The 16,192-nt window shown below is 30.5% G+C and carries 16 protein-coding genes and 1 riboswitch; of the genes, 8 read left to right on the top strand and 8 right to left on the bottom strand.

The genetic code is table 11. From position 1 onward, the window contains the following. Positions 1 to 116 precede the first annotated feature (116 nt). The 4 genes from HMPREF3125_RS07250 to graF form a co-directional block, all read right to left on the bottom strand. Positions 117 to 923: an energy-coupling factor transporter transmembrane component T family protein gene (locus HMPREF3125_RS07250; RefSeq protein ID WP_070452814.1), complete on the bottom strand. Its 807-nt coding sequence runs from the start codon at positions 921 to 923 to the stop codon at positions 117 to 119. Next, positions 916 to 2,319, bottom strand: coding sequence for an ABC transporter ATP-binding protein (locus tag HMPREF3125_RS07245; protein WP_070452811.1), 1,404 nt, complete (start codon positions 2,317 to 2,319; stop codon positions 916 to 918). Before HMPREF3125_RS07245 ends, HMPREF3125_RS07250 begins: the two co-directional genes overlap by 8 nt. 12 nt (positions 2,320 to 2,331) lie before the next feature. Continuing rightward, positions 2,332 to 2,907 (bottom strand): ECF transporter S component, encoded by a 576-nt coding sequence (locus tag HMPREF3125_RS07240; RefSeq protein ID WP_017637047.1) that lies wholly within the window; start codon positions 2,905 to 2,907, stop codon positions 2,332 to 2,334. A gap of 86 nt (positions 2,908 to 2,993) precedes the next feature. Further along, a riboswitch (TPP riboswitch) is annotated at positions 2,994 to 3,095 on the bottom strand. A 276-nt stretch (positions 3,096 to 3,371) separates the two neighbouring features. Beyond that, entirely contained in the window at positions 3,372 to 3,506 is a 135-nt protein-coding gene (graF, locus tag HMPREF3125_RS12895) for a glycopeptide resistance-associated protein GraF (protein WP_017637048.1), read from the bottom strand. A 154-nt stretch (positions 3,507 to 3,660) separates the two neighbouring features. Here graF and auxA point away from each other — a divergent pair, with 154 nt between their 5' ends. From auxA to ptsP, 5 genes are all read left to right on the top strand, one after another. Next, positions 3,661 to 4,959, top strand: coding sequence for a lipoteichoic acid stability factor AuxA (gene auxA, locus HMPREF3125_RS07235; protein ID WP_029055534.1), 1,299 nt, complete (start codon positions 3,661 to 3,663; stop codon positions 4,957 to 4,959). A gap of 270 nt (positions 4,960 to 5,229) precedes the next feature. Further along, entirely contained in the window at positions 5,230 to 6,402 is a 1,173-nt protein-coding gene (locus HMPREF3125_RS07230; protein WP_070452807.1) for a class I SAM-dependent rRNA methyltransferase, read from the top strand. A 57-nt stretch (positions 6,403 to 6,459) separates the two neighbouring features. Then, positions 6,460 to 7,002 (top strand): hypothetical protein, encoded by a 543-nt coding sequence (locus tag HMPREF3125_RS07225; RefSeq protein WP_017637707.1) that lies wholly within the window; start codon positions 6,460 to 6,462, stop codon positions 7,000 to 7,002. A gap of 155 nt (positions 7,003 to 7,157) precedes the next feature. Then, on the top strand, positions 7,158 to 7,424 hold the full coding sequence (locus HMPREF3125_RS07220; RefSeq protein ID WP_017637706.1) for a phosphocarrier protein HPr: 267 nt from the start codon (positions 7,158 to 7,160) through the stop codon (positions 7,422 to 7,424). Between the two features lies 1 nt (position 7,425). Further along, the gene (ptsP, locus tag HMPREF3125_RS07215; protein WP_070452804.1) at positions 7,426 to 9,144 is read left to right on the top strand and encodes a phosphoenolpyruvate--protein phosphotransferase; all 1,719 of its coding nucleotides are present in this window, start codon (positions 7,426 to 7,428) and stop codon (positions 9,142 to 9,144) included. 67 nt (positions 9,145 to 9,211) lie between these two features. Here ptsP and HMPREF3125_RS07210 read toward each other — a convergent pair whose 3' ends face one another. After that, positions 9,212 to 9,442, bottom strand: a complete 231-nt coding sequence (locus HMPREF3125_RS07210; protein ID WP_017637704.1) for a glutaredoxin family protein — start codon at positions 9,440 to 9,442, stop codon at positions 9,212 to 9,214. 199 nt (positions 9,443 to 9,641) lie between these two features. Between HMPREF3125_RS07210 and HMPREF3125_RS07205 the strand changes: the two genes are divergently transcribed. The 3 genes from HMPREF3125_RS07205 (at position 9,642) to HMPREF3125_RS07195 (ending at position 12,787) form a co-directional block, all read left to right on the top strand. Further along, positions 9,642 to 10,997, top strand: a complete 1,356-nt coding sequence (locus HMPREF3125_RS07205) for a cytochrome ubiquinol oxidase subunit I (protein WP_070452801.1) — start codon at positions 9,642 to 9,644, stop codon at positions 10,995 to 10,997. Continuing rightward, positions 10,994 to 12,010 carry a cytochrome d ubiquinol oxidase subunit II gene (locus HMPREF3125_RS07200; protein ID WP_017637702.1) on the top strand — a complete coding sequence of 339 codons (1,017 nt, stop codon included), beginning with the start codon at positions 10,994 to 10,996 and terminating at the stop codon, positions 12,008 to 12,010. Before HMPREF3125_RS07205 ends, HMPREF3125_RS07200 begins: the two co-directional genes overlap by 4 nt. A gap of 117 nt (positions 12,011 to 12,127) precedes the next feature. Beyond that, positions 12,128 to 12,787 (top strand): potassium channel family protein, encoded by a 660-nt coding sequence (locus tag HMPREF3125_RS07195; RefSeq protein WP_017637701.1) that lies wholly within the window; start codon positions 12,128 to 12,130, stop codon positions 12,785 to 12,787. Positions 12,788 to 12,964: 177 nt separating this feature from the next. Here HMPREF3125_RS07195 and rnjA read toward each other — a convergent pair whose 3' ends face one another. From rnjA to def, 3 genes are all read right to left on the bottom strand, one after another. Further along, a complete protein-coding gene (rnjA, locus tag HMPREF3125_RS07190) occupies positions 12,965 to 14,653 on the bottom strand; it encodes a ribonuclease J1 (protein WP_070452798.1) in 1,689 nt (562 codons plus the stop codon). Then, positions 14,653 to 14,871, bottom strand: a complete 219-nt coding sequence (locus HMPREF3125_RS07185) for a DNA-dependent RNA polymerase subunit epsilon (RefSeq protein ID WP_017637699.1) — start codon at positions 14,869 to 14,871, stop codon at positions 14,653 to 14,655. Before HMPREF3125_RS07185 ends, rnjA begins: the two co-directional genes overlap by 1 nt. A 555-nt stretch (positions 14,872 to 15,426) precedes the next feature. Next, the gene (def, locus tag HMPREF3125_RS07180) at positions 15,427 to 15,978 is read right to left on the bottom strand and encodes a peptide deformylase (RefSeq protein WP_017637698.1); all 552 of its coding nucleotides are present in this window, start codon (positions 15,976 to 15,978) and stop codon (positions 15,427 to 15,429) included. Between the last annotated feature and the right edge of the window lie 214 nt (positions 15,979 to 16,192).

The raw sequence follows: 16,192 nt of genomic DNA, 5'->3' as shown, positions 1-16,192 counted from the left end.
GATTTTTAGTCCAACTTTTGGGGTGCACATCAAAATAGATCACCTTAGTGCTATTATTTTGGGAGTTATTTCCCAGCCTAGTTACTTTTTTATGTGAATTGAATGGATAAAATAAATTATTCTAATTTACCTATACGAACATCATGAATGCCTGTGATAGGAAATGTAGTAGATAAATAATAAGATAGCCCAATAATGACTAATAAACTCAATATAAATATAAGATCTTTATATGAGAAAGGTGCTCTATAGTAATATGTTCTAGGCCCATCTTTAAATCCTTTAGATTCCATTGCAACAGATAATTGATGGGCACGTCTAATATTCTGACTTAATAATGGAATAATTAAATGTTTTAATCGTTTAAATCCTCGATAATTTGATTTATCGATAATTTGGTATCTCATTTTTAAAGAACGTCTTAATTGAATTAATGAACTAATAATTAATGGAATCATTCTTATTGCAGCCATAAATGCATATGCTACTTTAGGTTTGACTTTTAAATGTTGCATTAAACTATAAAAAATCATAACAACTTGTGAAGTTAATGCAATTAGAATACCAAACATAGATACTGTAATCGTACGAAGTGATAAATGAATACCGCGAACAATACTTTCTGTACTAATTTGAATAATTCCAAATTTAAACAATATGTGATTTCCATCACCGTATAAAATCATAAATAATGATGATAGTAAGGCAAAGAATGTAGTTACTAATATAAAAGTACCAGTTATTTTAAATTCAGTTCCATTAAATATAATTAAAAAAATGAACATAAGTGTTACGATATATATCATGAAATCAAAGTTATGAATAAAAATAATAAAGAAAAATAACAGAACACCTAATATAAGTTTGGTAATAATACTAACATCATCTACGAAGGTATGTCGGATTTTCCAGTGTTCAAACATGTTGTTCACCTTCAATCTCTGTTAATTGCTTATTATTAATCGCCCATCTCCTAGTTGGATAGCGCTTAATGATTTCAGGGTCGTGCGTTACCATAATAATGCTTTGTCCTTTAGAAACTCTTTCTTGAAACAGTTCGATTAATTGGAAAGTATTATGGCTATCTAATCCAAATGTAGGCTCATCAAGTAAGATGATGTCTGCATCAGAACTTAACGCTGTTGCAACGCTTAATCGACGTTTTTGTCCCATTGAAATTTCATAAGGGTGTTGATTTTTTACATTAGTTAAATTAAGCAATTCTAATATTTGTAATGTTTTCTCATCTGCATGAGTTGAATCTAAATGATTATAATGAATAAAAATTTCTTCATATACTGAATTAGTAATAAATTGTAGTTCTGGATTTTGATATACAAGATACATATGTTGGGATGCATCTTTGATTTTACGTAATTCTTGATTTTGGTATGTCATTATACCTTTGTATTTAATTAACTGTAATATTGACTCTAATAAAGACGTTTTACCAGTACCATTTTTTCCAGTAATTGTAATCCATTCCCCAGAATTTATTGATAATTGGTCTACTTTAAATAAAGTTTTCTTACTACGAAGTATTTCTCCATCATTAAATTTAAATAATTGTTGTTGTGTAGATGGCGTTATTTTTTTCGGTTCTGGGGCATAATTCCATGCTTTAGGATGCCATACTCCATATTCACTTAGCAGATGTTCAAAATGTTGTAAAATATGTTCTGGACTACCATCAGCGATAATTTGACCTTCATAGTTCATCAATAGGACTCTATCTACATGTTGCCAAATATGTTCTACTTTATGTTCTACAATCAGAACTGTTTGATCTTGCCATAGGTCTATTAGTCGCTGCCATAAATCTTCTGTAGCTTCTACATCTAACATAGCAGTAGGTTCATCTAAAAATAGGGTATCAGCTTGTTGCAAAATTGTTTCTACAATTGCTAGTTTTTGTTTCATGCCGCCACTTAGATGATTAATTTGTGTTGTTTCATTTACATTTAAGTTTACTGAGTTTAATGCATTTTCAATAGCTTCATCCATATCTTTTCTAGGAAGTTGTCTATTCTCTAATACAAAAGCTAATTCTTCATAAACTTTAGGCATACAAAATTGTGTATCTGGATCTTGAAAAATAACGCCATTATGGTCATTGATTTCTAAAGTGTCATATTTCATAGGTAATTCAATTAATTTTGGTACGATGCCACTTAATACATGGAGTAGTGTACTTTTACCAGAACCAGAAGGGCCGAGCAATAATACTTTTTCTTTGTCTTTAATTTCTAAATTAAGATCATCGAATATTTTTCGGTGACCATTTGGGTACTTCAAACGTAAATTTGTAACTTTTAGCACTTTAAAATCCCCTTATAATGAATCGTAGTCATCTTTAGATGCGGGTCTAAATAATTTAGTTACACCAGTTTGATCCAATGCTTTTACTAATAAGTAAGAAAGTAAACCAGATATAATGATGCCACTAAGTGCACGAAAAACAATAAATAAAATTAAATTCCATCCGGCAACTTCGTTTAAATATCCGTAATAGTAATCGACAGGGAATGAAATAAGTGCTGTAACCAATCCAGCTAAAATAGCAACCATAACTGAACGAGATTGATATTTAAAGATAGCGAATACAATTTCGCATGCTAAACCTTGTAAAAGTGCATATACGATTGTCGGAATATCAAATTTCCCCATAACAATTGTTTCACCAGCACCAGCTGCAAATTCAGCGAGTAAGGCGATACCTGGTTTAGGTATAATTAAATAACAAACTACTGCAGCCATAAACCAAACGCCATACGTTAATTGTTCAAGATGTAAGCCAGCAACTTGAGCAACATTGTAAAACAACCACCATAAATTATAAATGATTGCAAAAATAACAGAGATAAGCACTGTCACTAGTATCTCAGAAAGTTTTAAACCTTTTGACATAAAAAACATCCTCCTAAAAAACGCACAACCTTCTCTAGGAAAGTTGTGCGCAAAACATAAGAATATGTCTAAACATACGTTTATATCTTCTGTTAGTTACACTTTCCTACGCTAGTATCTAGCTAGATCAGGTTCAAAGGGTTTGAGGGTTAACCTCATCTCAGTTCAAAACACCCCTAGTGCGTTCATTAATTTAATTTGTCTTTAATGTAAGTTTTTTCGTGAAGAATGTCAAGGCGGTATAGAATATAAAAGTATAAATTGATGTTAATTTAATATACTTTTAGACAACAAATACAATTCAAGAAAAATGAAGATTTTAGAACAATAATTTTAAAAGAAAGGGTATTTCAAATTAATTTATCAAAATAAAAAAAACTATGTAAATAGTATAACCTATCTACATAGCTTTATTTTTAATTCACTACACGTGCCTATCTGTATAATTAAAATTTAGTCAACTATTAGTTTAATGCATCGTCGATATCTTTTTTAGTTTGCTCAATATCATCAGATTTATTTTCTTTTTGCTCTTTTAATTTTTCTTCTGCTTCTTTTGCTTTTTCAGCTGATTTTTTATTTAATTCTTCGTTACTCATAATAAATCCACCCCTAATTGTGTTTTATTTGTTTACATACTACTTTTACCCAGTTATGCTAATATTAAACTTTTCTAGGTCTATAGATGTATTTAGTGATTTATTAAAGACAAGAAGAAGTTCTTCATATATAATAACTTTTGAGGTGAATAGTATGTCTTTTCTTAAGAAACACACCGAGATTATATTTAGTTATATTATCGGTATCGTTTCACTTTTCACAGGACTCATTATATTAATCAATTTACCACTTATTAAACAATTAAATGGTGATAAGAAGGTAAATACTCATGTACATAATATATGGGAATTCCTGAATGCATTTTTCGCTGAAATCATAAAAGTGATGAGTAGATTTATAGGGAGCTTCCCAATAATAAGTGCCATTATCATTATTTTATTTGGTATCTTAGTTATGTTACTCGGTCATACATTATTTAGAACAATTAAGTATGACTATGATATTTCTATTTTCTTCTTAGTTATAGGGATTATGTATTTCCTAATAACTTTAATTCTAATGATGCAAGTATATGGTTTCTTCGGTATCGTATTTATTATTCCATTCATCATTCATATCGGTTATATCGTTTATAAAGATGAATTAAATAGTAATAATCGAAAAAGTCACTATATGTGGATAATCGTATCTTATGGTATCAGTTATCTAATTACACAAATTGCACTGCATGGTCGTATTGACTCAAATGAAATTGAATCTATTGATATTTTAAGTGTGAATACATTCTTTATCATCATGTGGTTATTAGGACAAATGTCTATTTGGAACTTCTTATTCTTAAGACGAGCTTTACCGCTAACGAAACAAGAATTAGGGGAAGAAGAACCAGAATTATCAAGAACAAGTAAAGGTAACGTTTCAAATCAAACTAAAGTTCACTTAAAACAACTTCAAGATAAGACAACAGAATATGCACGTAATACTAGAAGAAGTGTCGATTTAGAAAAAATTAGAACTAAAAGAGATAAGTTTAAAGAAAAAGTTAAAAATATTGTTGATATCCAGGAAGATGATATTCCAAATTGGATGAGAAAACCTAAATGGATTAAACCAATGTATGTTGAAATATTCTGCGGTGTAGTTATTTTCTTCTTTACATTTTTAGAATTCAACAACAGAAATGCCTTATTCTTATCAGGTGAGTGGGAATTATCTCAAACACAATATGTGATTGAATGGGTAACATTGTTACTGCTGTTATTTATTATCATTGTATATATTGCGACAACATTAACTTATTTCTTAAGAGGTAAATTCTATTATCTTCAATTATTTATGGGAAGCATTTTATTCTTCAAATTATTAACCGAATTTATGAATATTATGGTTCATGGATTATTATTATCAGTGTTTATTACACCGACGCTATTACTAATGTTAATTGCAATCATAATTGCATACTCATTGCAATTAAGAGATAAACCAAAATAATACAATTGAAGTTATGCATGAAATAGATATGTATCGTTAACAATAATAATACGTATTTTTGAGCGGGTTACAGTTCCTTCTTATTAAAGATTGAATTGTGATACCGCTCTTTTTTTGTTAGAAAATAGGAGTAAGATGAAAAATTTGTTAAAATAGCGATTGAATTAAAATATTTACTTGTTAGCTTATAAAAATTAAAGTATAAGGCTTAATTGTGAATTTAAATTAATTTCCCGTAGAAATATATTAAAAGAGAGGTAAGTTAAGTATATGAAAATAGCAACTTTAAATAGAGGAAAAGAAACAAAATACCATAATCAATATCCACTAATAGACGAAGATGATATTTATGCACATGATCACCTGAAAGAGGGGGATTTATTCAAATTAGTAGATGGTAGGGAGCAATATATCGCAACCGCTTATGTAGGTCGACAACATAAAGGTTTAGGATGGGTGTTAAGTTATAATCCTTCTGAAGATATTAATACTGCTTTTTTCAAAAGACTATTCGAACAGGCATTGACTGAAAGAGAATATTATTACCATATTGATGGAACAAATGCTTTTAGATTATTTAATGCTGAAGGCGATGGTGTCGGAGGATTAACAATTGATAATTATGATGGGAACTTGTTAATTCAATGGTATTCAAAAGGAATTTATAAGTATCGTTACTATATTTTAGAAGCAATAAAATCAACATTTGAGTATCAATCTATCTACGAAAAAATGCGTTTCAAAGATACAGAGTATACTGGTGGATTTGTTGAAGGAGAACGTCAGACATTCCCAATTGTTATAGAGGAAAATTTCACATTTTATAATGTTGACTTAGAAGATGGATTAATGACTGGTATATTCCTAGATCAAAAAGAAGTAAGGAAAAAATTACGTGATCAATTTTCTGAGGGACGTCATATTTTAAACGTGTTTAGTTATACTGGTGCATTTTCTGTGGTAGCTGCACAAAATGCTTTATCAACAACAAGTGTAGATTTAGCTAATCGTTCAAGAGGATTAACAGAGGAAAACTTTGGACTAAATGCGATGGACCCTAAATCTGAATATATTTATGTTATGGATACATTTGATTTTTACAATTATGCCAAAAGACATGGTCATCAATATGACACAATCGTTATAGATCCACCAAGTTTTGCACGTAACAAGAAAAAAACATTTTCTGTTCAAAAAGATTACGATAAATTAATTGACGGTGCTTTAGACATCTTATCTGAAAAGGGAACATTATTGTTATGTACGAATTCTAGTGTATTTTCACTTAAAGCATTTAAAAATGTAATTAAAACGACTTTAGATAATGCTGAAGTTGAATATGAAATTAAAGAAGTTATGGGATTACCTAAAGACTTTAAAACACATCCTCACTACAAACCTTCAAAATATTTAAAAGCGATTTTCGTAAATATTGAGCATTAATTATTTGTAAACTGGGTATATAGTCTTATTGAATATGATTCTGGGAAGGTGAATTAGATGAGTATTAGAAATAAAATGACTAATAAAGTTACTAATACTGTTGGTAACAGAGTTTTAAATATTGAAGAAATTAAAGAAAAAAGTAATTTACCAGTAACTCAAAGTGAATTACAAGATAGACGAGAATCAGCAGAAAACCTCGTTAAGAAGAAATCTATATTATCATCTGGTATGAGTATTGTACCTATTCCAGGTTTAGATTTTGGTGTTGATATCAAATTAATGAGAGATATCATAAGTGATGTTAACAAAATCTATGGATTAGATCATAAACAAGTTAATTCATTAAGTGATGATGTTAGAGAACGTATTATGTCAGCGGCAGCTATCCAAGGTAGTCAATTCATTGGTAAAAAATTGACAAATGCTTTGATGAAAGTAGTTATCAGAGATGTTGCTAAAAGAACAGCTGCTAAACAAACGAAATGGTTCCCATTTGTTGGACAAGCAGTTTCAGCATCAATTAGTTATTATTTCATGAAAAAATTAGGCCAGGATCACATTGAAAAATGTGAAAAAGTCGTCAAAGATTTACTTTAAAGACTATAAATTGTTATAATTTTGTAGAAATATACTGAAACCGGTTTTAAAGAAATTGAATTTAACTATTGGTTTTGGTAAAGTTAAAGTATAAAAATTTATGTTAGATTGTAAGTATATTGAAGATTCTAACTTATAGAAGGAGAAATAAATTTATGGAACAAAAATCATATGTAATTATCGACGAAACAGGAATTCACGCTCGCCCAGCAACAATGTTGGTACAAACAGCTTCAAAATTTGATTCAGATATTCAATTAGAATACAACGGTAAAAAAGTTAACTTAAAATCAATTATGGGTGTTATGAGTTTAGGTGTTGGTAAAGATGCTGAAATTACAATTTATGCTGACGGTAGCGACGAAACAGAAGCAATTGAATCAATCAGTGATGTCTTATCAAAAGAAGGTTTAACTAAGTAATATGTCTAAATTAATTAATGGTATTGCGGCATCTGACGGTGTAGCAATCGCTAAAGCATACTTAATAGTTGAGCCAGACTTAACTTTTGACAGCAGTGAAACAATCACTGATGTTGAAGGTGAAACTAGCAAATTCAATAACGCTATCGAAGCATCTAAAATTGAATTAACTAAAATAAGAAATAATGCAGAAGTTCAATTAGGCGCTGATAAAGCAGCTATTTTTGATGCACATTTACTTGTTTTAGATGATCCAGAATTAATTCAACCAATCCAAGATAAAATTAAAAATGATAAAGTTAATGCTGCGACAGCATTAAGTGAGGTTACTACTCAATTTATTACTATTTTTGAATCTATGGATAATGAATATATGAAAGAACGTGCTGCTGATATTAGAGACGTTTCTAAACGTGTTTTAGCACATATTCTTGGTGTTGAATTACCAAACCCAAGTATGATTGATGAAAGTGTTGTTATTATTGGTAATGACTTAACACCTTCTGATACAGCACAATTAAACAAAGAATTCGTTCAAGGTTTTGTTACGAATATAGGTGGTAGAACAAGCCACTCAGCAATTATGAGTCGTTCTTTAGAAATCGCTGCTGTTGTAGGTACAAAATCAATCACTAAAGAAGTGAAACAAGGTGATATGATTATTGTCGATGGTTTAACAGGTGATGTTATTATCGACCCTACAGAAGATGAAGTAATTGCTTATCAAAATAAACGTGAACGTTTCTTTGAAGATAAACAAGAATTACAAAAATTACGTGATGCAGATACTGTATCTGTAGATGGTGTTCATGCTGAATTAGCAGCTAACATCGGTACACCAAATGATTTACCAGGTGTAATTGAAAATGGTGCACAAGGTGTTGGATTATATCGTACTGAGTTCTTATACATGGGTAGAGATCAATTACCTACTGAAGAAGAACAATTCGAAGCTTATAAAAAAGTATTAGAAACTATGGAAGGTAAACGTGTCGTTGTTCGTACATTAGATATTGGTGGCGATAAAGAATTACCTTACTTAGACTTACCTGATGAAATGAATCCATTCTTAGGTTACAGAGCGATACGTCTTTGCTTAGCACAACCTGATATTTTCAGACCACAATTACGCGCGTTATTACGTGCCTCTGTTTATGGTAAATTAAATATTATGTTCCCAATGGTTGCAACTATCAAAGAATTCCGTGATGCTAAAGCTATGTTATTAGAAGAAAAAGAAAATCTTCAAAACGAAGGTTATGATGTATCTGATGACATTGAAATTGGTATCATGGTTGAAATTCCAGCAACTGCAGCTTTAGCTGATGTATTTGCTAAAGAAGTTGATTTCTTTAGTATCGGTACAAATGATTTAATTCAATACACATTAGCTGCAGACCGTATGTCAGAACGTGTATCTTATTTATACCAACCATACAACCCTTCAATTTTACGTTTAGTTAAACAAGTTATTGAAGCTTCTCACAAAGAAGGTAAATGGACAGGTATGTGTGGTGAAATGGCAGGAGATGCAACTGCAGTGCCATTATTATTAGGTTTAGGATTAGACGAGTTCTCAATGAGTCCTACATCTATTCTTAAAGCTAGAAGACAAATTAATGGCTTAAGCCAAAACGAAATGTCAGAATTAGCAAATCGTGCTATTGATTGTGCTACACAAGAGGAAGTTATCGAATTAGTTAATAACATTTCAAAATAATATATATTAAAAAGCAACTAGGCCAATTAATTTTGCTCTAGTTGCTTTTTTGTTTGTTCATTCAAGATTATTTAATATTAAAAGCATCATTAATTTTATCCATATCAACTTGATACATAGGTTGGTTATCTAACAATATAAATGGGGTAGCAAACGCATCATAATCCATCATTTCAATACGATATTGATTATTTTTAATGTTTTTTTCTATAAAATCAACATTATTTGCTTTTAGATGATTTTTAACAAATGTACAAGGTGGACAATCGTCTTGAGTATATAATGTTATCTGTGACATCGAAAATTTCCTTTCTCTTAAATTTGTATAGACTTATCTTATAGATAAATTCTTAAAATATCAATGGTGTGAACATTGTGTGTCTTTTAATAAATTTTATATCAAAATTGTAAGCAGATGTATTTTGTTTGTGATACAGAAGATTTATAATTTTAAGTATTGTAAAATATTTAAAATTATAAGTACAAGGTGATTATATATGGAATCAGTAGAAATAAGCCGATTGCTTACAGGTATGACATTAGCAGTACATATCATATTTGCAACAATCGGTGTTGGTATGCCATTAATGTTTGTTATTGCAGAATTTCTTGGTATACGTAATAATGATGCGAATTATATAGCATTAGCAAGAAGATGGTCAAAAGGTTATACAATAACTGTTGCAGTCGGTGTTGTAACAGGTACAATTATTGGCTTGCAATTGTCACTCGTTTGGCCAACATTTATGAAAATGGGTGGTCACGTTATAGCCTTACCATTGTTTATGGAAACATTTGCTTTCTTCTTTGAAGCAATTTTCCTAAGTATTTATCTTTATACATGGGATAGATTCAAAAATAAATGGATTCACTTTTTCATTGGTTTACCAGTGATTATCGGTGGGTCATTCTCAGCATTTTTTATTACGTCAGTAAACTCATTTATGAATACACCTGCTGGCTTTGAAATGAAGAATGGCCGAATGGTGAATGTTCAACCATTAGAAGCAATGTTTAATTCATCATTCATTGTAAGATCATTTCACGTCGTTGCAACAGCTGGTATGACAATGGCATTTGTTCTTGCAGCAATTGCAGCATTTAAGTTATTAAAAAATCGTCACCCAGAGGATAAAACATATCATTTAAAATCTTTAAAAATGACTATGATTGTTGGTTTTATATCAACATTATTATCTATGTTAGCAGGGGACATGTCTGCAAAATTCTTGCATAAAGTGCAACCTGAAAAATTAGCAGCTTATGAATGGCATTTTGATACGCAGTCACATGCTAATTTAGTATTTTTGGGTGTGTTAAACGACAAAACGAAAGAAGTATCTGGTGCTATTGAAATACCTGGGATGTTAAGTTTTTTAGCTGATAATAATACAAAAACAGTAGTAAAAGGACTTAATGATTTCCCTAAAAATGAATTACCACCATTTATCGTCCATTATTTCTTTGATTTAATGGTATCTATGGGTGTATTTTGTTTTATTATTTCTGGAATATACATGTTATTTTTAATCATTAAAAAATTACGCAAGTTTACAACGCATAAAGCAATGCTATACGGTATTTTATTAACTGGACCAGCTTCTATGTTAGCTATAGAGTTTGGTTGGTTCTTAACTGAAATGGGACGTCAACCATGGATTGTCAGAGGATATTTAAGAGTTTCACAAGCAGCGACACAAGCTGGAGGTATAACGCTAGTAACAATTCTATTTGGATTATTATATTTAGTACTTTTAGTAACTTCAGCTTATGTTTTACTAAGAATGTTTAAAAATAAACCGGCAATCAATGATGTTGATCGAGTAATTAAAGAAAGAGGTGATAGCAAATGATGTATTCATATATAGGTATTACAGTGTTATGGATATTTTTATTTTGCTATATCATCGTAGCCTCAATTGATTTTGGTGCAGGATTCTTTGCACTCCACTCTAAAATTACTGGTGATGAAAAGAAAATTAATCACCTTATTGAAAGATATTTAAGTCCAGTTTGGGAAGTAACCAACGTATTTTTTGTATTTTTCTTTGTCGGTTTCGTCGGTTTCTTTCCGGATTCTGTTAAGTATTTAGGAACAGTGCTACTTGTTCCCGGTTCACTTGGAACGATATTGATTTCAATTAGAAATAGTTTTTACGCATTTGAAAATTATGGTCAAGATACTAAATTACCATGGATTGTCTTATATGGTTTAACAGGTTTGTTGATTCCGGCTGCATTAGCGACTGGATTAACGATTTCAGAAGGTGGCTACATAAAAGAAGTTGGTAATCATGTTGATTTGGAATGGGTTCAATTGTTATTAAGTCCTTTCGCATGGTCCGTAGTATTTTTAGCCATTATATCTGTACTTTATATATCTTCAGGATTCCTAACGTTTTATGCTAATAAAGCGAATGATAAACCAGCATACGATTTAATGAGACGTTGGCATATATTTTGGGGACCACCAATGATGATTATTTCATTATTTGTCTTTTTATCACTAAGAGTTCAAAATTCATATCATTTTAATAATGCTGTCTTTAACTATTGGTGGATGTTTGTTATTAGTTTTATATTTTTCTTAATTGCTGGTGCATTAACAATATTTAAGAAAAATCATGGCTTGGCATTTATTATGGTTATTCTACAGATGTTATTTGCCTTTTTCGGATATGGTATCAGTAAATTGCCATATTTATTACAACCATTTGTGAAAATTTCAAGTTCCCATGTCAATGATGAAATGGGTCTAGCACTAGTAATAGCATTTATTTTAGGTTTACTTTTATTAGTTCCATCGTTAATATTATTATTGAGATTATTTGTTTTCGATAAAGATTATGTTGAGGGCAAAAAATAATTTATAAAAGTTTATCAATATATAACAACGGTATTGAATCAATTTTTAAAGTGTTACATTAGTAAGGATTGATTTAGCCGTTGTTATTTAAATGTGTATATATTACGGAGGACAATTATGGAAAAGGAATACGTTGTAATTGGTTTAGGTCGTTTCGGTGGCAGTATTGTTCGTGAACTTAACGCCTTAGATATGGATGTTATGGCTATTGATAGTGATGAAAATAGAGTCAATGAATATAGCGATATTGCAACACATGCAGTTGTTGCAGATACAACAGATGAAGCAGTAATGAAAAGTTTAGGTATAAGAAACTTTGATCACGTTATTGTTGCAATTGGTGAAAATATTCAATCTAGTACCTTAACAACACTTATTTTAAAAGAATTAGGTGTAAAAAAGGTTACTGCCAAAGCACAAAATGATTATCATGCCAAAATATTAAATAAAATAGGGGCAGATACTGTTGTACATCCAGAACGTGATATGGGAAGACGTATTGCACATAATGTTGCAAGTGCCAGTGTATTAGATTATTTAGAATTAGCAGATGAACATTCAATCGTTGAATTAAAAGCTACAGAAAAAATGACTGGACAAACTATCATAGACTTAGATATCCGTGCTCAATATGGAATTAATATTATTGCTATTAAAAGAGGTAAGCAGTTTATAGTTTCACCTGATCCATATTTAAGTATTGAAATCGGGGATATACTGATTATGATTGGACACGATAATGATTTAGGTCGCTTCGAAAAGAATATCGTTAAATAAATAATATTAGTATTAAGTAGGGGTATACTTTACAATTCTAGCACTCAGATGAAGTAGATTAATTTCGATTCATCTGAGTGCATTTTTGTGTTCTAATATTTTATTTTTCCAATACAAAAACTCCCATAAGTAAAATTATCGAAGGATAATTTTTACTTATGGGAGTTTATTATAGAATTATTGATTTTTATTTTCATTAACTTTCATAATAACCGGTAAGATCATTGGTCTACGAGCTGTTTTTTCAAATAAATATGGTTGTAATGTTTCAATAATTGAAGATTTAATTTGATGCCACTGTATATCTTTATTTTGATTTAATTTGGAGATAACATCTGTTTTAATACGACGTTGTGCATCATATATTAATTGACCAGATTCACGCATGTAAACAAAACCTCTTGATATGATATCTGGACCTGAAAGTAATGTATTAGTGTTAAAGTCAATACTAACTACAACGATTACTAAACCTTCTTCAGATAATAATTTACGGTCTCTAATAACAACATTACCTATATCACCGATACCGCTACCATCAACAAGGACATTACCTGAAGGGATTCTACCTGCTTTACGAGCCGAATCATGTGTTAAGGCAAGTACGTCACCTATATCAAAGATAAATACATTCTCTTCATCTACACCACAATCAACACCAGTTTCACCATGTGCTTTCAACATACGGTACTCACCATGAATAGGTAAGAAGTATTTTGGTTGAATTAAACGTAGCATAAGGGACTGGTCTCCACGTGAACCGTGTCCAGATGTATGAATATTAGAAATTTTACTATGAATGACATCTGCACCAGCTTTGTAAAGTGCATTGATTGTACGGTTAATACTTTTTGTATTACCTGGAATAGGTGATGAACTAAATACCACTGTATCTTCTGGGATAATTTTAATTTGTTTGTGTGTACCATTAGCAATACGAGATAATGCTGCCATTGGTTCACCTTGAGATCCTGTACATAAAATAAGTAATTCGTGTTTAGGAATACTATTAATTTTACCTGGTTCTACAAAAGTTTCAGGTGGAGCTTTAATATAGCCTAATTCCATACCAATTTTAATATTATTTTCCATTGAGCGTCCGAATGTGACAATTTTTCTATTGTGTTTAACAGCGGCTTCTACTGCTTGTTGTACACGATAGATATTCGATGCGAAGGTAGCGAATATGATACGACCTTTGCAATTACGGAAAATTTTATCGACATTTTGACCAACTTCACGTTCACTAAGTGTAAAATCTGGTACTAAAGCATTTGTTGAGTCAGATAGGAGACAAAGCACACCTTCTTCACCAAGTTTAGCCATTTTTGCAATGTTAGCTGGTTCACCAACAGGTGTGAAATCAAACTTAAAATCTCCAGTATGAACAATTTTACCTTCTGGAGTATCCACAACAACACCGTATGCTTCTGGGATACTATGAGTAGTAAGGTAGAATGAAATTTCAAAGTGTTTCGATTTAATGACACTATCTTCATTAATTTCGTTCAGTTGAGCAGTACGTAATAAGTTATGTTCTTCTAATTTGTTTCTAATCAATCCTAAAGCTAATGGACCACCGTAAATAGGTACATTAATTTGCTTTAATAGGAAGGGCACACCACCTATATGATCTTCGTGTCCATGTGTTATGAACAGACCAACAATTTTATCTTGGTTCTGTTCTAAGTAAGTGTAATCAGGAATGACATAGTCAATTCCTAAAAGATTATCATCTGGAAATTTAATACCAGCATCAATAATCACGATTTCATTTTTGTACTCAATAGCATAAGTGTTTTTACCAACTTCACCTAAGCCACCAAGTGCATATACACCTACTTCATTTTGATGTAATTGTTTCATTATTCAGCTTTCTCCACACTGAAATGATCTGAAGTTTCTTTTTCGTAATCTAAATGTGCGCCCTCTAATTTAGTGATAAATTCGATATTAAAATTACGGTCTTTTAAATAACGTCTAACTTGTTCTTCAGTTTGTGCTTCAACATAAATTGTTTGTGTGTTTTCACGCACGATTACTTCATCTTTATTATGTTGATAGAATACTTTAAATACTGACATTGATATAATTCCTCCTAAGGGTTGTTTTAAATATTTATTCAAGTCCCTTGGTTTACAACTCGGGTTATTAAAGATAGAAACAATAAAATTCTAATTGATATAACTCTTCAATAAAGCATGCTTCCTTATTTAAAATAAAATACATACCAGCTCAATCTAAATAGATATACAATGATTCTATTTAATTTCACTACCGAGTATGTTTTCCAGGGAAATATTGTCGTTCAAATTTTGAAAAATAGCATTAGTTCACTAAGTTTTCAGTTAATATATATTTTACATGATGTATAAGAAGAAATAAAGCAGTTTTATCTTTAAGTAAAGTGATAAGAAGTGTTTTAAGCGAGAATATTTAAATAATGACTAGTTTTCAAATGGAATTGTTCCACTTTTACTATTAGATATTCGTTTAAATTATAATAGACAGGTATTTAGATACGATGAAGAAATACATAAAATGAGGAGTAGTGGAGTTAAGACTCGTAATAATATTTACAGAAGTTCAGAAATAAAAACTCGTAAGTAAATAATACTTACGAGTTTTAAAATTTCATATTAAACTTCTACTGCATCATTATGTGGTGTTAAAGGATTAGCTTCGTCGATATGATCGTAAAACATTACACCATTTAAATGATCAATTTCATGTTGGAAAACGATAGCAGGGTAACCTTTTAAACGTAATTTAATATCATTACCTTCGATGTCTTGAGCTTTTATTGTTACTCTATTATGACGATGTACCAATCCAGGAATTGATTCGTCAACACTTAAACATCCTTCACCAGTTGGTAAATAAGCTTCTTGGACACTATAACTCATTACCTTTGGATTCACTAACATATAATCATAAGATTTCCCATTACCATCATCAGGTAAATAAACTGCAATCATTCTTTTTGAGACATTAATTTGTGGTGCTGCTAAACCAACGCCTGAGCGTAAACCATATTTATTAGCGATGTCATCATCTTGACTATTAATTAAAAACTCACGCATAGCTTTTAATGTTTCTTTATCTTCATTAGATAAAGGGAAACTTAATTCTTGAGCTTTTTCACGTAGTGTTGGATGACCATCTCTAATTATATCTTTCATTGTTAACATGTTTGACACCTTCCTTAATATAAATATACCAAATTAGATAGGTAGAAGTACATTGATGTAAATTAGATTATTAGTAGAAATACTAAATAAAAGTTAGAATAACATCATAGTCGACAAACTTCTATAAGTAGAAGGTGTAAATTCAAAACTCACTGATACTATATAGTATAATAATTTTATATTATAATATAAACAAAGGCATACTCGTTATATA

The organism is Staphylococcus sp. HMSC13A10 (genome assembly GCF_001808005.1).
Lineage (GTDB): Bacteria > Bacillota > Bacilli > Staphylococcales > Staphylococcaceae > Staphylococcus > Staphylococcus pasteuri.
Note: the sequence above shows the minus strand (reverse complement) of the source record. Positions and strands in the feature narration are given on the sequence as shown.